The sequence below is a fragment of the Pseudomonas pharyngis genome (genome assembly GCF_021602345.1).
Classification (GTDB): Bacteria; Pseudomonadota; Gammaproteobacteria; order Pseudomonadales; family Pseudomonadaceae; genus Aquipseudomonas; species Aquipseudomonas pharyngis.
The window spans coordinates 402810-425795 of the sequence record NZ_BQID01000001.1; the positions used below are offsets into that span (position 1 = coordinate 402810).

A 22986-nucleotide genomic window follows, 5' to 3' on the forward strand; every position below is an offset into this window, starting at 1 on the left:
CGACACCCTATTCCCGATTCAGAGAGCACTCCCATGTTTGCACGCTTTTCCTTCATCGCCGTCCTCGCCCTGCTGGCCAGCGGTTGCGCCAACACTTCGCCGACCCTGGGCAGCAAGAACATCAGCTACGGCGACACCAAGGCCGTTGAAACCGTGACCAACGAGTTCGGTTCGACCGACCTGCAGATGATCGCCGAGTCGATGACCCGTTCCTTGGCCCAGTCCGGCATTCTGCAGGGTCGTCCTGTGGTGCAGGTCTACGACGTGAAGAACAAGACCAGCGAATACATCGACACCCGCGAAATCACCACCAGCATCAAGACCCAGCTGATGAAGTCCGGCACTGCCCGTTTCGCCAGCGACAACACCGCGATGCAGAGCCAGGTCGACCAGCTCAAGCTGCAAAACCAGAGCGGCTTGTACAAGAAGAGCACCGTGGCCAAGACCGGCAACATGATCGCCGCCAAATACCGTCTTGAAGGTTCGATCAGCTCGATCGTCAAGCGCAGCAGCGACTACAAGGACGTCTTCTACAAATTCAGCCTGCAACTGATCGACGTTGAAAGCGGTCTGGCCGAGTGGATGGACGAGAAAGAGATCCGCAAAACCACGGAGCGTTAATCGATGCGCACATGGATTGGCATGATGGCCCTGGCTTGCGCGTTCAGCGTGCAGGCGGCCCCGAAAGTCGCGGTGACGGATCTGGCGTATCAGGAACGTGTGGAGCAATACATCCACATCGTTTCGGCCCAGAACAATTACCGCGAGGGCTACTACAGTTCCAGCGGTTCTTCGAGCTACAACGAGCTCGAAGCCACCACCAGCTACATCGAACAGACCGAGCTGCGCAAGTTCACCGGCGACATCAAGGGTGAAATCCTGCGCACCGGCATGTTCCAGCTGGTGCAGGGCACGCCGTACACGGCGTCGTCCAAGGGTGACGTCTACGACGTGATCAAGCGGATCAAGGCCGGCAACTTCAAGGGTGCCGACTACGTGCTGTTCGGCACGGTGTCGGACATCGACTTCACCCAGGACGTAAACGAGCTGGCGAACACCGACAGCTATTCCGCAGTGCTGGGCCTGACGCTGGTGGCCGATTTCAGCCTGATCAACACCAAGACCTTCGAAATCACCTCGGCCTTCACGGCGATGGGCGAAGCGCAGGACACCAAACTGGTGAACCACCGCGACATCAAGATCTCGCTGAACCGCCCGCGGGTGGTGCGTGATGTTTCGAAGGCGCTGGGCGAAGACGTGGCCGGACAGCTGAGCATGCAGCTCGGCGGTGGCGGTTACGAGCAGCCGCGCGAACCGCAGCAGCGCAACAATCTGCCGCGTGATACGGCGCCAGTGATTCTTCACTGACCGACTGCCGGAAACGAAAAAGGCGACCTTCTCAGGTCGCCTTTTTTTGTGGCTGCACGCTTTATGCGGCCGCTTTGCGCAATGTCGCCATGAACGCCGCAGCACCAATGAACAGCCCGGCAAACGTGCGGTTCATGCGTCGCTGCTGGGTCGGTGTGCGCAACAGGCGCAACACCTTCGACGCCAGACCGGTGTAGCCGGCCATGACGATCAGGTCGACCGCGATCATGGTCACGCCGATCACCACGTACTGGATCAGCAGCGGCGCATGCGGATTGATGAACTGCGGCAGCACCGCGAGCATGAACACCAGGGCCTTGGGGTTGCTGATGTTCACCAGAAAACCACGGAACACCAGCGCCAGCGGCTTGCCGATCGGCCGGACCGCCGCGTCGTCACTCATGTCCATCGGCAGTGCGCGCCACTGCTTGATTGCCAGATAAACCAGATACGCGACACCGAACCATTTGATCGCGTGGAACGCAGTGGCCGAAGCGGTGAGGATCGCACCGACACCGGCGCCGACGATGGCAATCTGCACAGCCAGGCCGATCTGCAGGCCCAGGGCGTTCCAGTAACCGCGCCAGAAACCGTATTGCAGACCGCTGGACATCGACGCAATGGCGCCGGCCCCCGGAGAAAGACTGATCACCCAGCAGGCGGCAAAAAACGCCAGCCATGTTTGAAGCTCCATCGCACACCTCGACTCGGACTCGTGACAATCCTCAAAGCTAATGCGGAATTGGCTGGATGACTACCGATTTTTTGCAGGATGTTGCGGGCGCCGACCAATGTGGCCGGCGTCCGATCACTTTTCGAAACCGCTGGAAGGGAACACATCAGTGCCGCGCCAGCGGCGCACCGAACGCTGGAAGAACAGGCTGTTGGGCACCTGCACCATGGCGCTGCCGGTGCCGAGTTCTTCGGCTTCGATCAGCGTGGTGTAGAGCAGATTGATCGCCACCACCCGGCCTTTGACGCCGGGTTTGTCGGTGGTATCGACCAACTCGACCACATCGCCAAGACGGAACGGGCCAACGGTGAAGATCAGAATCGCGCAGAGCAGGTTCGACAGCACGCTCCACATGGCGAAGAACGCCACCGCCGCCACCGCGACGAAGCCCGACAGCGCGGTCCAGAGCACCGTGGCCGACACCCCGAGACGCTCCAGCACAAAGATCAGCGCACTACCCATGATCAGCCAGCGCAGACCGCCGCGCAGCGGCATCAGCAACTGCGGCGGGAACGGATACTTCTCGCCCAGGCGAGTCAGGAATCGGGCGACGACGCGCTGGGCGAAGTAACCGGCCAGCAGGATCAGCAGAATCTGCACACCGAGCCAGATCGGCTCGGCCCACATCGCCGGCAATGGAAGTTTGAAAGCTTCCATCAGGACAACGCCTCCAGCTCCGCCTGCATGCTTTCCAGCGTTTCCAGCGCTTGCATCCATGCTTCTTCAAGTTCGCCTTCGCGGACTTTCAGCTTGGCCTGTTCGGCCAGCAGGTCACGCAGTTCGTTCTTGCGCGCCGGCTCGTAGAGGTCGCTGTCGCTGAGGCTGGCATCGACCTTCGCCAGTTTCTCGTGCAGCTTGCCGAGCTCGGCTTCGAGCTTGTCCGCCTCGCGTTTGTGCGGCGCCAGTTGCTGACGCAGCGCAGCGGCGGCCTGGCGCTGTGCCTTTCTGTCGGTCTTGTCCGGGTTGACCGGTGTGTTGCTGACCGGGGCGTTGCGCTGACGGTACTCGACCAGCCAACGGGCGTAGTCCTCAAGGTCGCCGTCGAACTCCTCGACCTTGCCGTCCGCGACCAGGAAGAAGTTGTCGGTGGTGCTCTTGAGCAGATGCCGATCGTGGGAAACCACCAACACCGCGCCGCTGAATTCCTGCAACGCCATGGTCAGCGCCAGGCGCATTTCCAGGTCGAGGTGGTTGGTCGGTTCGTCGAGCAGCAGCAGGTTCGGCCGTTCCCATGCGATCAGCGCCAAAGCCAGACGGGCCTTTTCGCCACCGGAGAAATTCAGCACCGGTTCGTCGATCCGTGCGCCGCGGAAGTCGAAACCACCAAGGAAATCGCGCAGGGTCTGCTCGCGCTCGGTCGGCGCCAGACGCTGCAAGTGCAGCAACGGGCTGGCCTTGGAATCCAGCGAGTCGAGTTGATGCTGAGCGAAGTAACCGACCACGGTGTTCTCACCGCGAGTCAGGCGCCCGGCCAGTGGTTCGAGTTCGCCGGCAAGGTTCTTGATCAGGGTCGACTTGCCCGCGCCGTTGGGGCCGAGCAAGCCGATCCGCGCGCCGGGGGTCAGTTGCAGCTTGACCTTCTCCAGCACGGTTTTCTCGCCATAACCCAGACGCGCATCGGACAGATCGATCAGCGGGCTGGAGATCTTGGTCGACTCGCGGAACACGAAGTCGAACGGCGAATCGACGTGGGCCGCCGACAGCTCTTCCATGCGCTCCAGCGCCTTGATCCGGCTCTGGGCCTGACGGGCCTTGGTGGCCTGGGCCTTGAACCGGGCGATGTAGCTTTCCATGTGCGCACGCTGCGCCTGCTGCTTCTCGTAGGCCTGTTGCTGCTGGGCCAGACGCTCGGCACGGGCGCGTTCGAACGCGGTGTAGCCGCCACGGTAGAGCGTCAGCTTGCGCTGATCGACGTGAGCCACGTGATCGACGACTTCATCGAGAAAATCGCGGTCGTGGGAAATCAGCAGCAAGGTGCCGGGGTAACTTTTCAGCCACTCTTCGAGCCAGATGATGGCGTCGAGGTCCAAGTGGTTGGTCGGCTCGTCGAGCAGCAACAGGTCCGATGGGCACATCAAAGCCTGCGCAAGGTTCAGACGCATCCGCCAGCCACCGGAGAAATCTCCTACCTGACGATCCATCTGCTCGTTGGTGAAACCGAGGCCGGCGAGCAGCTTGCGCGCCCGCGCATCGGCGGTGTAGCCGTCGGCGCTGTCGAGCTCGGCGTGCAGGCGGGCCAGCGCAGTGCCGTCGTGGGCCTCTTCGGCCGCTGCGAGCTCACGCTGCACTTCGCGCAGGCGCAGGTCACCGTCGAGCACATAGTCGACCGCCAGGCGCTCGAGCGTGTCGACCTCCTGGCGCATGTGGGCGATACGCCAGTCGGACGGCAGCAGGCAGTCGCCCGAGTCCGGGTGCAACTCACCGCGGAGCAAGGCGAACAGGCTGGATTTGCCGGCGCCGTTGGCACCGATGAGGCCGGCTTTGTGGCCGGCGTGCAGGGTCAGCTCGGCGTCTTCTAGCAGACGTTGCGGGCCACGCTGTAAAGTCAGGTTCTGAAGTCGGATCATAATGGCGGCGGAGTCTACCAGCTTCCCCCGCAACTGGCGCGAGTAGCACGATGTCCTCTGACCTGTGGAGCTTTGCCCTTGCCGTCTACGCCCGTCCCGGCGTGGAGGATGCCTGCCTGCGCCTGCAATCGGCGGGGGCCAACGTGTGCCTGATGCTGTGCGGTTTATGGCTGGAACAACGCGATGCCACCTGCAACGAGGTGCGAGCCCGGCAACTTCTTGAACTGACAGAGCCTTGGGACCGGGAGGTGGTGCAACCGTTGCGCACATTGCGCATGCAGTGGAAAGCGCTGGCCGAAACCGATCCGGTGCTCAAGGGGATGCGCGAGCAGATCAAGGGACTGGAACTGGAAGCGGAACGTGCTCTTCTGTCGCGACTGGAAGGCGCCGCGCAAGGCTGGAAGCGTCATTCAAAGGAATCGAGTGACTGGCTGGAAGTGCTGGCCGGCCCTGCGGCCAACCTGAACCGCGACGCGCTGCAAGTGCTGCGCGTCGCGGCGACCGGCGCTTAGGAAGCGCTGGACGGGTTGCTGGCGACGCTCGACACCGGCGCCGACGATGACGTGGTTGCGGTGGTCGAGGTAGTGGCGGCGGGTGCAGGTGCAGCGGTCGCAGCCGGAGTTGCCGGTGCGGCAGGTTTGGCAGCAGGAGCAGCGGTCGGTTTTGCTGCAGCGGGTTTCGCGGCAGCCGGCTTGGCAGCGGCAGGTTTTTTCACCGCAGGTTTTGCAGCAGGTTTCGCTGCTGGCTTGGCGGCCGGTTTAGCGGTGGTCGCTGGCTTGGCGGCGGTCGTTGCAGGCTTGGCGGCGGCAGCCGGTTTGGCCGCTGGTTTTGCAGCGGGTTTGGCCGCAGCTTTTACCGCAGGCTTGGCCGCTGGTTTCGCTGCCGCTTTGGCCGCAGGTTTGGCAGCAACCGGTTTGGCAGCGGTTTTCGCCGCAGGCTTGGCAGCAGCTGTTTTGGCAGCTGGTTTAGCGGCGGCTTTAACGGCTGCTTTGGCAGCTGGCTTGGCAGCAGGTTTCGCAGCGGCAGTTTTCGCTGGAGCCGCTTTCGCAGCAGCAGTTCTCGCCGCAGGTTTGGCGGCTGGTTTTGCAGCAGCTGACTTGGCGGCAGCTGGTTTGGCTGCTGTGGTTTTGGCCGCAGGTTTGGCAGCGCTGGCGGCTGCGGGTTTCTTCGCGGCTGGTTTTGCAGTGGCTTTCACTGGCGCTTTTGCAGGAGCCTTGGCCGGTGCTTTTGCAGCAGGTTTGGCGGCTGCTTTTTTCGCAGGTGCCGCTGCAGGTTTAGCCGAACGCAGGGACAGCGCCTTGCCGACGGCTTCTTGAACACGACCGACACCCTGGGCCAGTTTCAGGCTTTCCTGGGCATCGCGCTTGAGTTGCAGAATGTAGCTGCGGGTGTCGGACTGACGTTCCTTCAGCGCATCGAGCAGGTCTTCGAGTTCCTTCACGGCAGCCTTGGCCTTGGTCTGCGCCTTGGCTTTACCGGCTGCTGCTGCGTCCTGCAGCTTGGTGCGGGATTTGTGCAGCTTTTCTTGTGCCTTGCCGCGTTGCTTTTCCAGTTTGGCGAGCAGTTTTTCAGCATCAGCCAAGGCTTGGGAGCAAGCGTTTTCCAGATGCTCGAGCAGGCTGCCCGAGAGTTGTTGGAGTAAATGCAACGGAGTGTTTACAGGCTTCTTGGTGGCCGACATGGTTTACCTCCTGGCTGACGTGAGTGCGGCTCATACTAGACCTCTGCTGCTACCGCCGCTAGGGCATGTTGACAGTATCGAAAGCACTCGGTTGCAGGCTTGCAAAAAACTTCTGCGCATTGGCAAAAGCAGTTCACCGTTGCAGACGTTCGCGCTGGCATAATCCACCGCAATTCAGGATGGAGAGTGCCCATGTCGCGCTACTTTTTTTTATCCCTCTGCATGATTTTTTCCGTGGCTCAGGCCGACGAAAAAACCACCGCGAATGATGCTCATGATCTGGCTTACAGCCTCGGCGCCAGCCTCGGCGAACGACTGCGTCAGGAAGTGCCGCAGCTGCAGATCCAGGCGTTGATCGAAGGTCTGCAGCAGGCCTATCAAGGCAAGCCGTTGGCACTGAGCGAGGCACGCATCGAGCAGATCCTCGCCGATCACGAATCGCAGACAGCCGAGCAGGCGGCGATGCCTTCGACTGAAGCGGCGATGGAAAACGAGCGACGTTTTCTCACCGCCGAAAAAGCCAAACCGGGTGTAAAGGAGCTGGCCGACGGCATCCTGCTGACCGAGCTTGCGCCGGGGAATGGCACGAAGGCCGGCCCGGATGGAAAAGTGCAGGTGCTGTACATCGGCCGACTGCCGGACGGCACCGTGTTCGATCAGAACAGCCAGCCGCAGTGGTTCAATCTCGACAGCGTGATCGCCGGCTGGCGCACCGCGCTGCAAAACATGCCGGTCGGCGCGAAGTGGCGTCTGGTGATTCCATCGGATCAAGCGTACGGCGCCGACGGTGCCGGCGACTTGATCGCGCCATTCACACCACTGGTGTTCGAAGTGGAATTACGCGGCGCGACCAGTTGATCGCCCAATAAAAAACGGTGCGCTGTGGGCGCACCGTTTCTGGTTCTTGCGAGGTTCGATTCAGGCCTGAACCGAATCCTCTTCCTTGTGTGCGGTATGCAGCACTTCGATCAGGCAGTCTTCCAGTTCGAAGCGCTCGTGGAGCAGGCCGCCCAGCTCCTTGAATTTCTCCGCAACGCATTTGCCTTCATCGCAAAGGTCGTTGAACGCGAGCAGCTTTTCGGTGATGACATCGATCCGCGGATAGATCGTCTCGGCCAGTTCCAGGCCGCGTTTGTCGTTGAAGGCCTTGGCCTCGCCCGTCAGCTGTTCGTAGATCTCGAAGTGGCCGGCCGAGACATAATCGACCAGCACACCGCAGAATTCCTGCAAAGGCTTTCGATCCTCGGACAGCGCCTGAGGTTTGGCGCCCAGCTTGTCATAGGCAGCGATCAATTCTTCACGCTCCTGCAGCCAGCGGTCGATCAGCAGATGAACTCCACCCCAACGTTCCTGAGCATTCTGACAACTTTCGAGCATGGTGATCTCTCTTCCCTTGTGGGTCATGCTGCCCTACACCCGCGCCTCTTCTTGTGGCTATTGCTTTGAGAGGCGGCCAGGCAGAGCGTCATCGAGCAACACAATTCCAATGACACGTGCGGGCCAGATTATGCCCGCACGCCTATGGCTTCAAGGTACGCAGGAGAGAAAGTTCATACAAGTGTTTAATCCCTGACCAGCGCCGGGTGCGACGGTTGGCCGCTAAGTGGTCGCTGTAAAGCCATCCAGACCTGTCGCAGCAACTGGTAAGCGGCAAGGATCGACATCCCCACGAAGAACAGCAGGCTCCACTCCGGAATGCTCAAATCGAACAGTGTCCAGGACAACTCCGTGCAATCGGCAGTGTCGTTGAACATACGCATCAGTGCGCATAACCACGGCAGGCTGCTGAACATTTCCTCCGGCCCTGGCCCGCAATGCGCCAGCCTTTGCAGGGAATCACTTTGCAACAGCACCTGTCGCCAGGCCGCCGTCATCCCGCCAAGACTGGTCAGCAACGCCATCATCCAGTACAGCGACAGACCGACACGCTGCGGCCCATGGACCGCCGCCACACCACAAAAAATGGTGAGCACACACATGAACAGACGCTGGACCAGACACAGGCTGCAGGGCACCAGACCGACCGCGTATTCGAGATAATAAGAAGCTCCCAGGGCCAGAATCCCCGCAGTGAAAGCCATAAAGAACAGGGAGCGTGAGCAGGCCAACGACATGGCTTATCCGTAACAATAAAGACAGGCAGTTACGGTAGAGGAAAGCGCCTCGGGCTTTCAAGGCAGGTCACTGGCGACACTTCATCAGAAGTGTAGGGAAATCCCGACAGGCACCGAAGGATTCGGTGTAGCCCACTGTAGGATTTTGCTCGGGAGGGGATTTACCGGTAACAATTCAGTCACCGGGAAAGAAATGGAGGAGCAACGCTCCCCCTTTCTGATCATGCTCGAGCGGCTACCGGCAATGGTGCAGCCAGCAGGCGCTCATCCAGCATACCGAGCCCTTCCTGGAACAGCAGATTGCTGCGTTCGGTGTCACCGAGCCGGGCCAGCAGCCGCGCCAACTCGGCGCACGCTTCCGGATTGCGCTGCACTCGCAGACTGCTTTCCAGGTAGTCCCGCGCCTTGCCCCACAGACTGGCTTGCAGGCACAGGCGTCCCAGCGTCAGCAGCAGGCTGGCATCGCCCGGATGATCCTTGAGCCAGCCTTCGGCTGTCTGCAACTGACGCGCCGGATCACTGCCGCGCACCAGACCGTAGAGACGCGCCAGATGACTGTCGTACTTGCGCTTGAGCGCCGTGCGCAGCACTTCTTCCGCTTCGACCTGAGCACCCAGCTGGCGCAACTGCTCGGCGTAGGCCAGCACCAGCGCCGGCTCCTGGCGTTGGGCAGACGTCAGTTGCTGCCAAGCGCGGTTGAGCGACTGTAAACCGACGGCGCCGTCCTCTTCACGCTGGGCCGCGAGGGACAGGTTTTCCCCCCAGGCGCGACGTTCGAGTTCGGTCAATTCGGACGGTGGCAGGACTTTGTCCTTGCGCAGCTCCGGCAACAGCCTAATCACGGACGACCAGTCACCGCGCTGCTGATGCAGGCGCTGCAACTGGCGCAGGGTCTGGACGTTGTGCGGATGGCGTTCATGCATCGCCTGCAAAGTGACCAGCGCCCCATCGGTATCGCCACGATCGGTCTGCAACTGCGCATGGCTGAGGGCGATCGCCAGCTCGGCCTGCGGCTGACGCTCGAGGGCGCGTTCCAGCAGGCGATCGCTTTCCTCGTAGTTGCCTTGTTCGTTGGCGGCTCGAGCAGCCCCCAGGTAATACAGCAACGGTTGACGCTCGGCTTCAGCGGCCCGGTACAGGTGACGCTGGGCGCTGGCCCAGCGGCCTTCGGCCAGGTCGAGCTGACCATGCTCGATTGCTACCTGCACGCGTCGGCTGCGGTTACGACGCGACCACGGATTGACCACGCCGCCTGAAGTCAGCACCAGCTCGACCAGCGCCTTGATGCCCCAGACCAGCAGCCACAGCACCGCCACCACCGCCAGGGTCGCCCACAGGCTCGATTCATAACGAAAGCTTTTGTAGGCGACCAGCACGTAACCGGAATGCTCGGCAATCGCCAGGCCCAGCGCCGCCGTCGCCGCGATCACCAGAAACACGATCACATACAGGCGCTTCATGGTGTCGCCTCCTGCGCGGTGCTGGCAGCCGGTTTGGCGAAGGGTTTCACCGAGTCTTCGGCGTTGACGTTGCGGCGCTCCAGATAGGCCTGCACCGCACTTAAGGTTCCAGCGAGATCCGGCGTGTTGACGGTAACCGGTTGCTTGCTCAATTCCGCGACCTGCTCGAGCATGATTTTGCTCTGCGGGTTGTCCGGATTGAAGTTGCCCGTGAGGACGTCACGCGCTTCGGCCAGCGCCTGGGTGTACACCGGCGCCTGACCGTTGAGCGCAGCCCATTGCGCCTGTTCGAGCGTAAGGCTCAGGGCCAGACGCACCTGGCTCAGGCTCTGGCCGGCAAGCAGCGGCCGGACGTTTTTGCCGGCGTTGAAATCGATGCGGATGTAGCGCGATATCTGATCCCACCACTGCGCCCAGCGACTGGCGCCGTCGCCATCGGAGGTCAGGCCCAGCAGCGAATCGCCGCGATCCTTGTATTCCGGCGCCAGCTCGGTGAGGCCGACGACCTGATCGCGCAAGGCGCCCAGGCGCAGGAACAGCCCGGTGCGATCCGGCTGCTCGGTACTGCGCAGCGCCACCAGGGTTTTCGCCACTTGCTCGCGGGCGGCGAACGAACCGGGATCATTCTGCTCGCGCAGGATTTCATCGGCACCCTGGACCAGCGCCTGAGCGCTGCTGATGTCTTGCAGGGCGGAAAGACGCAGGCTGGCCAGACGCAGCAAGTGCTCGGCCTCGGCCAGCCGCCAGTCCTTGCGGCTGGCGCCGAGGACCGTTTCCAGACGCTGGTTGAGGCGTTGCTGATCGCCCTGAAGCTGGGTCACTAGACGCTGGCGTTCGGCAAGTTCATCGGCACCGGGCAATTGCCCGAGGCGCTCGGTCAGTCGTTGCTCGTTAAGCTTCAGGGTCTGTGCCTGATCGTTCAACGCCTGAACCTGATTCAACTGATTCTGAGTGCTGGTCTGCAGGTGTCGCACCTGCCACACACCCCAGCCACCCACCGCAACACCGGCAGCGCCGAGCAGCAGCGCGAGAATGGCCAATCCGTTGCCTCGGCGCGGTTCCGCGGCCGGTGGCGGTGCATCAACCGGTGCATCGATCACAGGTTGAACGTCATCTTTAGGCAAGGCTGTTTCGCTCACGTATCCATCCTTTGCATTAGAGAACGGGCACGGGATGCTCCCGTAACGCCGTCAGCAAGGCCGCGGCACTGGCGCCGCGACAATCCACAACTGTTCGGGCCCCGGCGGCACTGGCCTGCTCGGCAACCCTTGGGCTTGGAACAAACAACGGCAGCCGCGCAAGTGCAGGCCAGCTGTCGCCGGCCAGTTGGCGCAGGTGCTCGAAACCCTGTCCACTGCTGACCACCAGCCCGTTCAGGCGTTCCGCTGCAATCCTGCGGGGCAGCTCCTGCGGCGGATAGTCCGGCAGGTCGCGACGGTACACCTCCAAGTATTCGACACTAGCACCAAGCGCGCGCAGACGCTCGGCCAGCAGCTCGCGTCCGCCCTCCCCACGCAGGATCAATACCTGCGAACCGGGCACGGCCACCGCCTCAAGCAGACGCGGCAATTGCAGCAAGGCCTCGCTGTCGTCACCCGCGTCCGGGAAGCTCACATCCAGCCCCCGATCCCGAAGGATAGCGGCGGTCGCTGCACCCACACTGAACCACGGCATCGTAGGAGTCGCCAGACCCAGAGCGTCGAGCAGATCCACCGCGATCCGCGCCGCCGGTTTGCTGACCACGATCACCGCGCTGTAACGCGGCAGTTGCGTGATCGTGCGACGCATTGTGTCAGAGACCGGCAGTGGGGCGATTTCCAAAAGCGGCAGACAGCTGCTGAAAAACCCTTGTTCGGCCAGCACGGCGGCGAGCGCCGAGCAGTCTTCCGCCGGGCGCGTCAGCAGCAGGCGCCAGGCGGTCACTCGTGACCTGCCTCGCCGTAGACTGCCTTGAGAATATCGTCGGCGCCCTGGCTCAGCAGTTCTTCGGCCACCTGCACACCCAGGGTCTCGGCTGCCGCACGCGGCGCACGGGCTTGCGCGCTGAGCAGCTTGCCGCCACTCGGCTCGCCCACCAGACCGCGCAGCCACAACTGATCGCCCTCGAGCACGGCGTAGCAGGCGATCGGCACCTGGCAGCCGCCATTCAGATGTTTGTTGAGGGCACGCTCGGCGGTGACACGGTCAGCGGTGTCGGCGTGATGCAGGGGCGCGAGCAAGGCATGGATTTCGGTGTCGGCGCTGCGGCATTCGATACCGACGGCGCCCTGGCCACCGGCCGGCAGGCTGTCATCGACGCTGATGGCCGAGGTGATGCGATCTTCGAAACCGAGGCGGATCAGGCCCGCTGCCGCGAGGATGATCGCGTCGTACTCGCCGGCGTCGAGCTTGGCCAGACGGGTGTTGACGTTGCCACGCAGGAAGCGGATCTCGAGATCCGGACGGCGCGTCAGCAACTGCGCCTGACGCCGCAGGCTGGAAGTGCCGACAATGCTGCCGGCGGGCAATGCATCGAGGCTGGAATACATATTGGAGACAAACGCGTCACGGGGATCTTCGCGCTCGCAGATGCAGAACAGACCAAGGCCTTCGGGAAAATCCATCGGCACGTCTTTCATCGAATGCACGGCGATGTCGGCTTCGTTTTCCAGCAGCGCGGTTTCCAGTTCCTTGACGAACAGGCCCTTGCCGCCGATTTTCGACAGGGGCGAATCGAGCAGCTTGTCGCCGCGACTGACCATGGGCACCAGCGTCACCAGCAGGCCCGGGTGGGATGCTTCAAGACGGGCTTTGACGTATTCGGCCTGCCAGAGGGCCAGAGCACTTTTGCGGGTGGCGATGCGGATTTCGCGAGAGGACATGGATCAATCCGTACTGAATAGATACGGCGGATAATAACAGCTCAGCCAAATCCACTTTGACCTGAATCAGATACGGCGTGGCCTCCCTGGCCTGCAATGCCTGGTGAAATGAACAAAGAACCGCCCGGAGCCTGCGGACTAAAGCCCCTGCATCATTTTGCGCACACCCGCCACATGTCGACGGCTGACAATCAGCGCGTCACCGTTGAGGCCCTTGAGGAACAACTGGAAGTGGCCCAGCGGTGTGCGTTGCAGTCGCTCGATGCGGTCGCGGGCGACCAGCGCATTGCGGTGGATCCGCACGAAGCGCTCGCCGAATTCGTCTTCCAGCGCCTTGAGCGGCTCATCCAGAAGGACTTCGCCAGCTTCGTGGCGCAAGGTCACGTATTTGTGGTCGGCAATGAAGTACACCACCTGATCCAGCGGGATCAGTTCGATGCCTTTGCGGGTCCGGGCGCTGATGTGGCTGCGCGGGCCGTTACCGCTTTCGGCGGCAGGACGGGTCAGGGCCGAGAGTTGGGCCCGGTTGGGACGTTCAGCCCGTTTCAGGGCGTCATGCAGATGTTCGGTTCGCACGGGTTTCACCACATAGCCCACGGCGCTGGCCTGCAGGGCTTCCACGGCAAATTCATCGGGACCTGCGCAAAACACCACGGCTGGCGGGGTTTCGCGTTCGCACAGACGGGCAGCCACCTGCAGGCCATCGAGGCCCGGCATGCGGATATCGAGCAGTACGATATCCGGCTTGTGGCTGTCGATCAGTGCCAACGCCTCTTCGCCATTGGTGGCGCTGGGCTCCAGGATTGTGTAGCCCTCGAGCTCGCTCACCATTCGGCTGAGTCGCTCGCGGGCCAGTGGTTCGTCATCAACGATCAGGACATTCATATTGCGCTGGATTCCTGCGTGAGTCTCGCACAAGGATAGCGTAGACAAGTGGAGTGACGTCCGTCACCGCGATCCACGCTAAGACTAGCGCGAGCGCCAAAAAGTGCCGTACGTCGGCCGGCAATATTTGCCGACACCTGCAACGTACCGCCCGACGCCCGTCGCCGACTGCGTTTTACGCAGGGTATGCCAATGGCCAATACACCCACCCCTCTCTCTTCTTATAGTCGGTGGCCGGATCTTTGCCCGATCCGTGGTCACCCGACCCCTATGTCCTACTGTAGACGCTCGTCGGGCCGATATTGCTCAATCGAAAAATATCCTTGCGCAAATCCCCCGGGGACGCCGACAACTATGGCGGAGCGAATGAGAAAAAAACGTATCGACCAGTGTCAGCGACAGGATTGGCAACCCTGTTATTATCCGCGCCAGCGTTTCACGCCTTCTTTCTTCAAGCCGATACGAGCGAATTCATGAGCACTGACAAGACCAATCAGTCCTGGGGCGGCCGCTTCAGTGAACCCGTCGACGCCTTCGTCGCCCGCTTCACCGCCTCCGTCACTTTCGACCAGCGCCTGTATCGCCACGACATCATGGGCTCGATCGCCCACGCCACCATGCTGGCCAAGGTCGGTGTGCTGACGGATGCCGAGCGCGACAGCATCATCGATGGCCTGAAGACCATCCAGGGCGAAATCGAGGCCGGCCAGTTCGACTGGCGCGTCGACCTCGAAGACGTGCACATGAACATCGAAGCACGCCTGACCGACCGCATCGGCGTCACCGGCAAGAAGCTGCACACCGGCCGCAGCCGCAACGACCAGGTCGCCACCGACATCCGCCTGTGGCTGCGTGACGAAATCGACCTGATCCTGAGCGAAATCACCCGCCTGCAAAAAGGCCTGCTGGAGCAGGCCGAGCGTGAAGCCGCCAGCATCATGCCGGGCTTCACCCACCTGCAGACCGCTCAGCCGGTGACCTTCGGGCACCACATGCTGGCCTGGTTCGAAATGCTCAGCCGCGACTACGAGCGCCTGGTCGACTGCCGCAAGCGCACCAACCGCATGCCGCTGGGCAGCGCCGCGCTGGCCGGCACCACGTACCCGATCGACCGCGAATACACCGCGCAACTGCTGGGCTTCGACGCCGTCGGCGGCAACTCGCTGGACAACGTGTCCGACCGAGACTTCGCCATCGAATTCTGCTCGGCCGCGAGCATCGCGATGATGCACCTGTCGCGCTTCTCCGAAGAGCTGGTGCTGTGGACCAGCGCGCAGTTCCAGTTCATCGATCTGCCGGACCGGTTCTGCACCGGCAGCTCGATCATGCCGCAAAAGAAAAACCCGGATGTTCCGGAGCTGGTACGTGGCAAGACCGGTCGGGTATTCGGCGCCCTGATGGGCCTGTTGACCCTGATGAAAGGCCAGCCGCTGGCCTACAACAAGGACAACCAGGAAGACAAGGAACCGCTGTTCGACGCCGCCGACACCCTGCGCGACTCGCTGCGTGCCTTTGCCGACATGATCCCGGCGATCAAACCGAAACACGCGATCATGCGCGAAGCGGCGCTGCGCGGTTTCTCCACCGCCACCGACCTGGCCGACTACCTGGTTCGCCGTGGCCTGCCGTTCCGTGATTGCCACGAGATCGTCGGCCATGCCGTGAAGTACGGCGTCGACACCGGCAAGGATCTGGCGGAAATGAGCCTGGAAGAACTGCGCCAGTTCAGCGACCAGATCGAGCAGGACGTGTTTGCCGTGCTGACCCTGGAAGGCTCGGTGAATGCCCGTGACCACATCGGCGGCACTGCGCCGGCGCAGGTCAAGGCTGCCGTGGTTCGCGGTCAGGCGTTGATCGCCAGCCGCTAAAAGTCAAAGCTTCGCGAGCAAGCTCGCTCCCACATTTGATCTGCTGCGAACACCGAACAGGTGTCCAATCGAGATCAAGTGTGGGAGCGGGCTTGCTCGCAAAAGCTATCTCGAAAACTCCAAAAAATTACTTCTTCGCTGCGATCATCGCCAAAAACGCCGGCATCGCCGCATCCTTGTCCGCCGCAATCTTCTGCACGTGCGGATTCAGCTCAAGCCGCTCCAGCAGTGCCTTGGCCTTCGGCATCTGCGCCAGCAAATCCAGACCGAACAGCTTGTGCCCCACCGCAACTGCCAACGGCACGCTGTAGAGGAAGTACAAATCCGCAATAGTCAGGCTGTCGCCCGCCACATACGGAGCGAACTTGCCGTGACGTGCCAGCGCCGCAAAACCCAGCAGCAATTCAGCCTTGGTTTTCTCCTTGATCGCCTCCGGGAGTGCCATGCCAAAAAACGCCTCGCCATAGCAGGCACGGGCCGGCAGTTCAATATACAGCTCGATCTCCTTGGCCACTGCCAGCACCTGAGCACGGGCAAACGGCTCGGCCGGCAGCAGTGGAGCACCCTTCTGGGTGCTTTCGAGGTATTCGAGCATCACCATCGTTTCATTGATGTAGCCACCTTCGGCCCCCAGCACCGGCACCTTGCCGCGCGGGCTGATGGCCAGGGACTCCGGCGTTGGTGTCGGGTAGAACGTGACCTCTTCGAACGGCAGGTCTTTTTCCAGCAGCGCCAGCTTGACCATGTTGTAGTAGTTGCTGACGGAGAATCCATAGAGCTTGAACATCACATAGCCTCCAGGCCGTGCGGGGTGGGCAGTGCCTGTTTATAGATCGCCCCGGGTATTCGTGCCAGCAGCATCACGCCGCTGAATGCGGGTAAACTGGCGCCTTTCCTTGAGGAGCCTGCCATGAGCGAGCCGACTGACATCGACAATGATGAAGAAGAGTTCACCGAATCGACGCTGATCGAAGCGATCGAGAACCAGATCGAAAGCGACAACCCGCCAGCGGCCAAGGCAACCTTCAACAAGCTGACGCTGGTCGGTTACGAACGCGATGACATCCTGAATCTGATGGCCCACGTGCTGGCCTACGAAATTGACGCGATGCTCGACGAAGACCGCGCGTTCGATACCGAGTGGTACGAAACCGCGCTGCGCGCACTGCCCGAGCTGCCACCGGAAAAGCAGTAAACGGCCCCGCCCTGTGGGAGCCCGCCTGCTCCCACACAATTTGTCACCCATCTGCGCGGTCTTCTGCCGCTCCCTGACTACACTGGAATCCACCCCGGGACAAAAACCCTGACACGCGCACTGGACAGGCCACGCCGGCAGGTTCACCTTAGGGGCGCTGTCGTCCAATTCCTAGAAAGTCTGGAGTCCTTATGTCGCTTACCCCTGAGTTGGTTGCCGAACTGGAAGTCCTCGCACTCTTCAACCTGGACAGTTCCCAGGAAGGTCTGAAAATTCATCAGACCGCTGCCCCGAAGCACATTGCCGCCGCACAACGCCTGTTCGAAAAAGAACTGACAGACCAGCCTGATGGCGGTTACCTGACCAGCCTCGGTCGCGATGCCGCACAAAACGTGCAAACCGTACTGACGATTCTCAAAGAGCAGCAAACCGCCTGATCCTCCCGACTTTGCCCACGGAAACCCCTGTCACGGGATTTCCGCGGGCCAGCCATGAACGTCGTCCATCACCGCGCGATAGAAATCTGACGTCAAAAAACAAATTCAGCTTAAAACTCCTGCCGCTCAGGCGCTAAACTCCCGGACACCCGAGACCCCTTGCCTCCGAGCCCTGCGCGCCGGTTTGAGCCGACATGACCCGCACCCATGAAATCCGCCCCGACCTCGACGAAGGCATCGACCGCAAGGTACTCAGCCAGCTACGTGCACGCTTTCTGAAACTCAATGAAGGCCGCCTGAACCGGGCGCGGGAAGGACTGTCGACGCGCCAGCAAAGTGTGCTGACGCTGCTGCCGCTGTTTTTTCACGTTAATCATCCGCTGCTGCCAGGTTATGTCTCGGGCAGCACGCCAACCGGGCTGTCGAATTACGAGCCTGACGCCGAGGCGCTCGCCGAAGCCCAGCGCCTGACCCGCTCGTTCTCCTACAAACCGCGTCACGGCAGCAACCCGCCACGGCCGATTCACGGCCTGTTCCTGATGGGCAGCCTCGGCACCCTGGCCCAGGCCGACCAGAGCGACATGGACGTGTGGGTCTGCCACGCCCCCGACCTGAGCGACAGTGAGCTGGCCGAACTGCGCAAGAAATGCCAGTTGCTCGAAACCTGGGCCGCCAGCCAAGGGGCCGAAGCGCACTTTTTCCTGATCGACCCGGCGCGTTTCGTCAAAGGCGAACGCGACACTCAACTCAGCTCCGAAGATTGCGGCACCACCCAGCACTATCTGCTGCTGGACGAGTTCTACCGCACCGCGATCTGGCTCGCCGGGCGCACGCCGATCTGGTGGCTGGTGCCGGTCTATGAAGAACATGCCTACGACGCGTACACCCACACCCTGATTTCCAAACGTTTCATCCGCAACGATGAAACCCTCGACCTGGGGCCGATGGCGCACATTCCGCCGGGCGAGTTCGTCGGCGCCGGGCTGTGGCAACTGTTCAAGGGCATCGAGTCACCTTACAAATCGGTGCTCAAGCTGCTGCTGACCGAGGTCTACGCCAGCGAGCATCCACATGTGCAGTGCCTGAGCCTGCGCTTCAAGCAGGCGGTGTTCGCCAACCGGCTGGATCTCGACGAGCTGGATCCGTACATGGTGGTCTACCGCCGGATCGAGGAATACCTTACTGCGCGCAATGAGCCGGAACGCCTTGAGCTGGTTCGACGGGCGCTGTACCTCAAGGTCAACCGCAAGCTCACCGGCAACAGCCGCACCCAGAGCTGGCAGCGTTCACTGCTGGAAAGACTGGCCAGCGAATGGCACTGGGATCAGCGGCAACTGGCGCTGCTCGACAGCCGCAGCCAGTGGAAAGTCCGCCAGGTCAGCGCCGAACGCCGGGCGCTGGTCAACGAACTCAATTACAGCTATCGCTTCCTGACCCAGTTCGCCCGCGCAGAGCAGACCGTCAGCCTGATCAACAAGCGCGACCTCAACGTTCTCGGACGGCGCCTGTATGCGGCGTTCGAGCGCAAGGCGGACAAGGTCGAGTTCATCAATCCCGGCATCGCCCCGGACCTGGCCGAAGACACGCTGACTCTGGTGCAATCGCCGAACAAAAAGGAACCGGGCCAGACCCAGTGGGGCCTTTACAACGGCAGCCTGACAGCGCTGGAGTGGGAACACTTCGCACCGATCAAGCGCAGCCGCGAGTTGCTGGAATTGTTGACCTGGTGCCACCGCAACGGCGTGATCGACAGCAGCACCCGACTGGCCCTGCACCCCGGCACCAGCGACATGAGCGAGTTCGAGCTGTTCAACCTGCTCGGCAGCCTGCAACAGAGCATCCCCCTACCCTTGCCGACCGTTGCCGAAGAACCGCTGCTGCGCGCCGCCGTACCGAACGAAGTCTTGATGCTGGTGAATGTCGGGGTCGATCCGCTCAAGCATCACCGCGACCTGAACATCCTGATGACCACCGAGCGTACCGATTCGCTGAGCTACGCCGGTGTGCGCGAGAACCTGGTGTTGACCTTGGATCAGGTCACGCTCAACAGCTGGAACGAAGTGCTGGTCAACCGCTTCGATGGCCCGCATGCCCTGATGGACTGCCTGCGCGATTACCTCAACAATCTGCCGCGCGGAGCGCAACAACCCTCGCTGCGAGTGCGCTGCTTCTGTCACAACCGCGCGCAATTCATCGCGCGCCGGGTGGAAGAAATCATCGACACCGCGCAGACCCTGTTGCTCAGCGACCTGAATCACCGCTACCTGATCCAGGTGCAGCAGCATTACCACGTGCTGGAACTGGTGCCGGGCCAGGTCAGCCATGTCGCCCTCGCCACCCTGCCGGCGCTGCTCGATTACCTGGGCGAGGAACAGCCGCGCTACAGCCCGCTGCACCTGGACCCGATGGCGCTGGAAGACCACGACCTGGCGTTGATCCTGCCGATGGGCCAGCCCGAATGCATTCAGGTGTTCTACCGGATCACCGAAAAAACCGCCGAGCTGTACGTGCTCGATGAGTTCAACGCGCTGTGGCAACAGCACTTGCCCTTTCACGACGAGCAAAGCCTGTTGGTGCCATTGCAGCGGTTCCTGCAGTCGATCCAGTTCCGTCGCGAAGCGCTGCTGCCGATGGATTCGAACCATGCCGCCAGTCTTGAAATCTTGTATTACCAGTTATTGCCATCAGGACCGGGACGCGCGCGACGGGTCGAAATGCGCCCGGCGCCGCAGACGCCGGTCAACAAACCGTTCTACGACGTGCAGGCGATCGTCGGCAAAGCCGCACCCGGCGAAGTGCAGGTCACGCTGTATTGCAATCAACGGGAATTCAGCGAGCTGGAACATGGCGACCAGCTGTTCAGCGTGGTCGCCCGGGAGATCGTCGGGCAGCGCCGGGAAACCGAGCGCTACCGCTGCTACATCACCGACCTGGACCTGTCGGGCGTGATCGGTGACGGGCAGAGTTCGAGCAATCTGTATCTGCGTTACAAGGCCGACCTTGAACGCTCTCTGAACGAGGCGCTCGAGCAGGTCTGACGCGGGTTACTCCGGGAAATCACCGCCGTTGGACGGCTGCGATTCGACTTCGAGCAAAGTCAGTTTCAGGGTCTTGCCACCCGGAGCCGGCCAGTCGATGTGCTGACCAACCTTCAGGCCCAGCAGCGCACTGCCGACCGGGGCCAGGATCGAGATTTTGCCTTCGTCGGCGTTGGCGTGCTTCGGATAGACCAGGGTCAGGTGGTAGTCCTTGCCGCTGCTTTCTTCGCGGCAGTGCACACGGGAATTCATCGTCACGACATCGGCAGGCACTTCATCGTGACCGACCAGTGTATCGGCGCGGTCCAGTTCGGTTTGCAGCGCGATCACGCCCGGCAGCGTGTCATCCAGGCTGTCGATCAGGCGCTCCAGACGTTGCACGTCCAGACGGGTAAGGGTGATGGAAGGTGCGGTCATGATCCGGGCAGACTCCTTTCTTCTGCACACAAAAAAAGCAAAACCCCGCCAAAAAAGACGGGGTTTTCACCAGGCCTCGATGGGTTGAGGCGTTTCCGGACACTACCACAGCTCAAAAAATATACAAGCTACGCTCCGGCGAGCTGCCGGCGCTGAGCCGCTTGCGCACAAATCACCCGACGGCGCTCGTCATCGGCCGAACGCCACTCGCGAATGTCTTCGACATGGCGCATGCAACCGAGGCAGACCTTCTGCTCATCCAGCCGGCACACGCCGGTGCACGGCGAAGGCACGGCTGGGCTGACGTTGCTGTAGAGCGGCTTCGGCGGACGGACGGGCGCAGTATCAGTCACGAAATCACAGGCCTTCGAAATCGAATTCGGTGCCGGCCTGCTGCTTGACGATACGCTCGAGCATTTCGCCCAGCTGTTCTTCGCTCTTGTCGCACATCCAGCGTTCGCTTTCTTCGTCGTAGTCGAAGTGGAAACCGCCAGACACGGCGGCCAGCCACAGCTGCCGCAACGGTTCCTGACGACTGAAGATCAGCTGCGTGCCGTTCTCGAACTTGACGGTCAGCACACCGGCCGAGTTCTCCATGTCGATGTCCAGGTCGCTGTCGTCGAAGATGTCTTCCAGTTTTTCCTGGGTTTCATCGACCAGATCGTGGAAACGGGCTTCGGACAAACTCATTGCGGCAACCTCAAAAAATGTCTGATCAGGCTCAAGCGCCGCAAGATACGGACGCCGCCGGCCGATTGCAAAGGATAACGACCAAGCGCCCTGCCCGGCGACGAAATATCCACCCGTCACGCGGGAAAAGTTTCCGCGCCGCAGCCCGAGCCCCGCCGGACGGGAGTTCCGTCGCATAGGCAAGCTGCCGGGTGGCCGGTATACTCCGGCGCAATTAACGCATTTTCAAGGATTTCGCCATGAAGCGCCTGATCTCTTCCCTTGCTGCGCTCGTCGCGGTTGCCTGCCTTGTTTCGGCTTGTGGTCAAAAAGGCCCGCTGTACCTGCCCGATGAAGATCAGGACCCGGCCGAGCAAGCCCAGTCTTCGCAAAAGCAGCCTGCCTCCAAGGCACACAAGCACGACGTTTACTAAGGGATCGCCATGGACGCTTTTAACTACCGTGGCGGGGAGCTGTTCGCGGAAGGTGTGGCGCTGTCCGCCATCGCCGATCGCTTCGGCACACCGACCTACGTCTACTCCCGCGCCCACATCGAGGCCCAGTACCTGGCCTACGCCGATGCGCTGGCCGGCATGCCGCACCTGGTGTGCTTCGCGGTCAAGGCCAACTCCAACCTCGGCGTCCTGAATGTCCTGGCCCGTATCGGCGCCGGTTTCGACATCGTCTCCCGTGGCGAGCTGGAACGCGTGCTGGCAGCCGGCGGCAGCCCGGACAAGATCGTGTTCTCCGGCGTCGGCAAGACCCGTGACGACATGCGCCGTGCGCTGGAAGTCGGCGTGCACTGCTTCAACGTCGAATCCACCGACGAGCTCGAGCGCCTGCAAGTGGTCGCCGCCGAGCTGGGCGTTCGCGCGCCGATCTCGCTGCGCGTGAACCCGGACGTCGATGCCGGCACCCACCCGTACATTTCCACCGGTCTCAAAGAGAACAAGTTCGGCATCGCCATCGCCGACGCCGAAGACGTGTACGTGCGTGCCGCGCACCTGCCGAACCTGGAAGTGGTCGGCGTCGACTGCCACATCGGTTCGCAACTGACCACTCTGCCGCCGTTCCTCGATGCCCTTGATCGCCTGCTGGATCTGGTCGATCGCCTTGGCGATTGCGGCATCCACCTGCGACACATCGATCTCGGTGGCGGCCTGGGTGTGCGTTATCGCGACGAAGAGCCGCCATTGGCTGCCGATTACATCAAGGCTGTGCGCGAGCGTCTGGTTGGCCGTGATCTGGCGCTGGTGTTCGAACCGGGCCGCTTCATCGTCGCCAACGCCGGCGTGCTGCTGACTCAAGTCGAATACCTCAAGCACACCGAGCACAAAGACTTCGCCATCGTCGACGCGGCCATGAACGACCTGATCCGCCCGGCGCTGTACCAGGCCTGGATGGACGTGACCGCGGTCAAACCGCGCGACACCGCCGCACGCAAGTACGACGTGGTCGGCCCGATCTGCGAAACCGGCGACTTCCTCGCCAAGGAACGCGAACTGGCGCTGGAAGAAGGCGATCTGCTGGCCGTGCATTCGGCCGGTGCCTACGGTTTCGTGATGAGCTCCAACTACAACACCCGCGGCCGTGCCGCCGAGGTGCTGGTGGATGGCGATCAGGCCTTTGAAGTGCGTCGCCGCGAAACCGTGGCCGAGCTGTTTGCCGGCGAAAGCCTGCTGCCGGAGTAACC

The 22986-nt window shown here is 61.9% G+C and carries 25 protein-coding genes; 10 read left to right on the forward strand and 15 right to left on the reverse strand.

Annotation, left to right across the window (positions count from 1 at the left end; genetic code table 11):
• Nucleotides 1–33: 33 nt before the first annotated feature.
• A complete protein-coding gene (gene lpoB, locus L6D74_RS01855; protein WP_007951848.1) occupies nucleotides 34–621 on the forward strand; it encodes a penicillin-binding protein activator LpoB in 588 nt (195 codons plus the stop codon).
• 3 nt (nucleotides 622–624) lie between these two features.
• Nucleotides 625–1368, forward strand: a complete 744-nt coding sequence (locus L6D74_RS01860) for a hypothetical protein (RefSeq protein ID WP_064600314.1) — start codon at nucleotides 625–627, stop codon at nucleotides 1366–1368.
• Nucleotides 1369–1429: 61 nt separating this feature from the next.
• Here L6D74_RS01860 and L6D74_RS01865 read toward each other — a convergent pair whose 3' ends face one another.
• The 3 genes from L6D74_RS01865 to L6D74_RS01875 form a co-directional block, all read right to left on the reverse strand.
• A complete protein-coding gene (locus L6D74_RS01865; RefSeq protein WP_064600316.1) occupies nucleotides 1430–2062 on the reverse strand; it encodes a LysE family transporter in 633 nt (210 codons plus the stop codon).
• A gap of 114 nt (nucleotides 2063–2176) precedes the next feature.
• Nucleotides 2177–2758 (reverse strand): mechanosensitive ion channel family protein, encoded by a 582-nt coding sequence (locus L6D74_RS01870; RefSeq protein ID WP_039765304.1) that lies wholly within the window; start codon nucleotides 2756–2758, stop codon nucleotides 2177–2179.
• The gene (locus L6D74_RS01875) at nucleotides 2758–4668 is read right to left on the reverse strand and encodes an ATP-binding cassette domain-containing protein (protein ID WP_236187553.1); all 1911 of its coding nucleotides are present in this window, start codon (nucleotides 4666–4668) and stop codon (nucleotides 2758–2760) included. The genes L6D74_RS01870 and L6D74_RS01875 overlap by 1 nt, the downstream gene beginning before the upstream one ends.
• 50 nt (nucleotides 4669–4718) lie before the next feature.
• Here L6D74_RS01875 and L6D74_RS01880 point away from each other — a divergent pair, with 50 nt between their 5' ends.
• Nucleotides 4719–5180 (forward strand): TIGR02444 family protein, encoded by a 462-nt coding sequence (locus L6D74_RS01880; protein WP_236187554.1) that lies wholly within the window; start codon nucleotides 4719–4721, stop codon nucleotides 5178–5180.
• On the opposite strand, the gene L6D74_RS01885 is transcribed toward L6D74_RS01880, so the two are convergent.
• Complete coding sequence (locus tag L6D74_RS01885; RefSeq protein ID WP_236187555.1) at nucleotides 5177–6349, reverse strand: AlgP family protein; 1173 nt, start codon at nucleotides 6347–6349, stop codon at nucleotides 5177–5179. The two genes, L6D74_RS01880 and L6D74_RS01885, sit on opposite strands and share 4 nt — an antisense overlap.
• 192 nt (nucleotides 6350–6541) lie before the next feature.
• Between L6D74_RS01885 and L6D74_RS01890 the strand changes: the two genes are divergently transcribed.
• A complete protein-coding gene (locus L6D74_RS01890) occupies nucleotides 6542–7207 on the forward strand; it encodes an FKBP-type peptidyl-prolyl cis-trans isomerase (protein ID WP_039765295.1) in 666 nt (221 codons plus the stop codon).
• 60 nt (nucleotides 7208–7267) lie between these two features.
• Here L6D74_RS01890 and L6D74_RS01895 read toward each other — a convergent pair whose 3' ends face one another.
• From L6D74_RS01895 to L6D74_RS01925, 7 genes are all read right to left on the reverse strand, one after another.
• Nucleotides 7268–7726, reverse strand: coding sequence for an Rsd/AlgQ family anti-sigma factor (locus L6D74_RS01895; protein WP_007951863.1), 459 nt, complete (start codon nucleotides 7724–7726; stop codon nucleotides 7268–7270).
• A gap of 185 nt (nucleotides 7727–7911) precedes the next feature.
• Nucleotides 7912–8463 (reverse strand): disulfide bond formation protein B, encoded by a 552-nt coding sequence (locus L6D74_RS01900; RefSeq protein WP_064600326.1) that lies wholly within the window; start codon nucleotides 8461–8463, stop codon nucleotides 7912–7914.
• A 221-nt stretch (nucleotides 8464–8684) separates the two neighbouring features.
• A complete protein-coding gene (locus L6D74_RS01905; RefSeq protein ID WP_210710250.1) occupies nucleotides 8685–9923 on the reverse strand; it encodes a heme biosynthesis protein HemY in 1239 nt (412 codons plus the stop codon).
• On the reverse strand, nucleotides 9920–11062 hold the full coding sequence (locus L6D74_RS01910) for a uroporphyrinogen-III C-methyltransferase (RefSeq protein ID WP_236187556.1): 1143 nt from the start codon (nucleotides 11060–11062) through the stop codon (nucleotides 9920–9922). Before L6D74_RS01910 ends, L6D74_RS01905 begins: the two co-directional genes overlap by 4 nt.
• Before the next feature lie 16 nt (nucleotides 11063–11078).
• Nucleotides 11079–11846: a uroporphyrinogen-III synthase gene (locus tag L6D74_RS01915; protein ID WP_236187557.1), complete on the reverse strand. Its 768-nt coding sequence runs from the start codon at nucleotides 11844–11846 to the stop codon at nucleotides 11079–11081.
• The gene (gene hemC / locus L6D74_RS01920) at nucleotides 11843–12784 is read right to left on the reverse strand and encodes a hydroxymethylbilane synthase (RefSeq protein WP_236187558.1); all 942 of its coding nucleotides are present in this window, start codon (nucleotides 12782–12784) and stop codon (nucleotides 11843–11845) included. The genes L6D74_RS01915 and hemC overlap by 4 nt, the downstream gene beginning before the upstream one ends.
• A gap of 138 nt (nucleotides 12785–12922) precedes the next feature.
• Complete coding sequence (locus tag L6D74_RS01925) at nucleotides 12923–13669, reverse strand: LytR/AlgR family response regulator transcription factor (RefSeq protein ID WP_039765284.1); 747 nt, start codon at nucleotides 13667–13669, stop codon at nucleotides 12923–12925.
• Nucleotides 13670–14142: 473 nt separating this feature from the next.
• Between L6D74_RS01925 and argH the strand changes: the two genes are divergently transcribed.
• Nucleotides 14143–15537 carry an argininosuccinate lyase gene (argH, locus tag L6D74_RS01935; protein ID WP_011336517.1) on the forward strand — a complete coding sequence of 465 codons (1395 nt, stop codon included), beginning with the start codon at nucleotides 14143–14145 and terminating at the stop codon, nucleotides 15535–15537.
• A 127-nt stretch (nucleotides 15538–15664) separates the two neighbouring features.
• Here the strand turns inward: argH and L6D74_RS01940 are convergent, their stop codons facing one another.
• Nucleotides 15665–16324: a glutathione S-transferase family protein gene (locus L6D74_RS01940; protein WP_236187559.1), complete on the reverse strand. Its 660-nt coding sequence runs from the start codon at nucleotides 16322–16324 to the stop codon at nucleotides 15665–15667.
• A gap of 123 nt (nucleotides 16325–16447) precedes the next feature.
• Between L6D74_RS01940 and L6D74_RS01945 the strand changes: the two genes are divergently transcribed.
• From L6D74_RS01945 to L6D74_RS01955, 3 genes are all read left to right on the forward strand, one after another.
• Nucleotides 16448–16732, forward strand: coding sequence for a hypothetical protein (locus tag L6D74_RS01945; protein WP_064379885.1), 285 nt, complete (start codon nucleotides 16448–16450; stop codon nucleotides 16730–16732).
• 191 nt (nucleotides 16733–16923) lie between these two features.
• Nucleotides 16924–17169, forward strand: coding sequence for a TIGR02647 family protein (locus tag L6D74_RS01950; protein ID WP_007951883.1), 246 nt, complete (start codon nucleotides 16924–16926; stop codon nucleotides 17167–17169).
• A 194-nt stretch (nucleotides 17170–17363) separates the two neighbouring features.
• Complete coding sequence (locus L6D74_RS01955) at nucleotides 17364–20207, forward strand: class I adenylate cyclase (RefSeq protein ID WP_236187560.1); 2844 nt, start codon at nucleotides 17364–17366, stop codon at nucleotides 20205–20207.
• Nucleotides 20208–20213: 6 nt separating this feature from the next.
• On the opposite strand, the gene rnk is transcribed toward L6D74_RS01955, so the two are convergent.
• The 3 genes from rnk to cyaY form a co-directional block, all read right to left on the reverse strand.
• Entirely contained in the window at nucleotides 20214–20624 is a 411-nt protein-coding gene (rnk, locus tag L6D74_RS01960) for a nucleoside diphosphate kinase regulator (protein ID WP_236187561.1), read from the reverse strand.
• Between the two features lie 128 nt (nucleotides 20625–20752).
• Entirely contained in the window at nucleotides 20753–20977 is a 225-nt protein-coding gene (locus L6D74_RS01965) for a DUF1289 domain-containing protein (RefSeq protein ID WP_045121669.1), read from the reverse strand.
• Between the two features lie 4 nt (nucleotides 20978–20981).
• Nucleotides 20982–21314, reverse strand: coding sequence for an iron donor protein CyaY (cyaY, locus tag L6D74_RS01970; protein ID WP_007951887.1), 333 nt, complete (start codon nucleotides 21312–21314; stop codon nucleotides 20982–20984).
• A 239-nt stretch (nucleotides 21315–21553) separates the two neighbouring features.
• On the opposite strand from cyaY, the gene lptM reads away from it, so the two are divergent.
• Both lptM and lysA read left to right on the forward strand, forming a co-directional pair.
• Entirely contained in the window at nucleotides 21554–21727 is a 174-nt protein-coding gene (gene lptM, locus L6D74_RS01975; protein ID WP_082934452.1) for an LPS translocon maturation chaperone LptM, read from the forward strand.
• Between the two features lie 9 nt (nucleotides 21728–21736).
• Nucleotides 21737–22984 (forward strand): diaminopimelate decarboxylase, encoded by a 1248-nt coding sequence (gene lysA / locus L6D74_RS01980; protein ID WP_064600345.1) that lies wholly within the window; start codon nucleotides 21737–21739, stop codon nucleotides 22982–22984.
• Nucleotides 22985–22986 lie beyond the last annotated feature (2 nt).

Excerpts from the sequence above, each read along its gene's own strand:
- cyaY (WP_007951887.1), bottom strand. The coding sequence starts at position 21,314 with ATGAGTTTGTCCGAAGCCCGTTTCCACGATCTGGTCGATGAAACCCAG.
- lptM (WP_082934452.1), top strand. The coding sequence starts at position 21,554 with ATGAAGCGCCTGATCTCTTCCCTTGCTGCGCTCGTCGCGGTTGCCTGC.
- L6D74_RS01890 (WP_039765295.1), top strand. The coding sequence starts at position 6,542 with ATGTCGCGCTACTTTTTTTTATCCCTCTGCATGATTTTTTCCGTGGCT.
- L6D74_RS01895 (WP_007951863.1), bottom strand. The coding sequence starts at position 7,726 with ATGCTCGAAAGTTGTCAGAATGCTCAGGAACGTTGGGGTGGAGTTCAT.
- L6D74_RS01945 (WP_064379885.1), top strand. The coding sequence starts at position 16,448 with ATGAGCGAGCCGACTGACATCGACAATGATGAAGAAGAGTTCACCGAA.
- L6D74_RS01900 (WP_064600326.1), bottom strand. The coding sequence starts at position 8,463 with ATGTCGTTGGCCTGCTCACGCTCCCTGTTCTTTATGGCTTTCACTGCG.
- L6D74_RS01955 (WP_236187560.1), top strand. The coding sequence starts at position 17,364 with ATGACCCGCACCCATGAAATCCGCCCCGACCTCGACGAAGGCATCGAC.
- L6D74_RS01925 (WP_039765284.1), bottom strand. The coding sequence starts at position 13,669 with ATGAATGTCCTGATCGTTGATGACGAACCACTGGCCCGCGAGCGACTC.
- L6D74_RS01880 (WP_236187554.1), top strand. The coding sequence starts at position 4,719 with ATGTCCTCTGACCTGTGGAGCTTTGCCCTTGCCGTCTACGCCCGTCCC.
- lpoB (WP_007951848.1), top strand. The coding sequence starts at position 34 with ATGTTTGCACGCTTTTCCTTCATCGCCGTCCTCGCCCTGCTGGCCAGC.
- argH (WP_011336517.1), top strand. The coding sequence starts at position 14,143 with ATGAGCACTGACAAGACCAATCAGTCCTGGGGCGGCCGCTTCAGTGAA.
- L6D74_RS01940 (WP_236187559.1), bottom strand. The coding sequence starts at position 16,324 with ATGTTCAAGCTCTATGGATTCTCCGTCAGCAACTACTACAACATGGTC.
- lysA (WP_064600345.1), top strand. The coding sequence starts at position 21,737 with ATGGACGCTTTTAACTACCGTGGCGGGGAGCTGTTCGCGGAAGGTGTG.
- hemC (WP_236187558.1), bottom strand. The coding sequence starts at position 12,784 with ATGTCCTCTCGCGAAATCCGCATCGCCACCCGCAAAAGTGCTCTGGCC.
- L6D74_RS01875 (WP_236187553.1), bottom strand. The coding sequence starts at position 4,668 with ATGATCCGACTTCAGAACCTGACTTTACAGCGTGGCCCGCAACGTCTG.
- L6D74_RS01950 (WP_007951883.1), top strand. The coding sequence starts at position 16,924 with ATGTCGCTTACCCCTGAGTTGGTTGCCGAACTGGAAGTCCTCGCACTC.
- L6D74_RS01905 (WP_210710250.1), bottom strand. The coding sequence starts at position 9,923 with ATGAAGCGCCTGTATGTGATCGTGTTTCTGGTGATCGCGGCGACGGCG.
- L6D74_RS01860 (WP_064600314.1), top strand. The coding sequence starts at position 625 with ATGCGCACATGGATTGGCATGATGGCCCTGGCTTGCGCGTTCAGCGTG.
- rnk (WP_236187561.1), bottom strand. The coding sequence starts at position 20,624 with ATGACCGCACCTTCCATCACCCTTACCCGTCTGGACGTGCAACGTCTG.
- L6D74_RS01870 (WP_039765304.1), bottom strand. The coding sequence starts at position 2,758 with ATGGAAGCTTTCAAACTTCCATTGCCGGCGATGTGGGCCGAGCCGATC.
- L6D74_RS01885 (WP_236187555.1), bottom strand. The coding sequence starts at position 6,349 with ATGTCGGCCACCAAGAAGCCTGTAAACACTCCGTTGCATTTACTCCAA.
- L6D74_RS01865 (WP_064600316.1), bottom strand. The coding sequence starts at position 2,062 with ATGGAGCTTCAAACATGGCTGGCGTTTTTTGCCGCCTGCTGGGTGATC.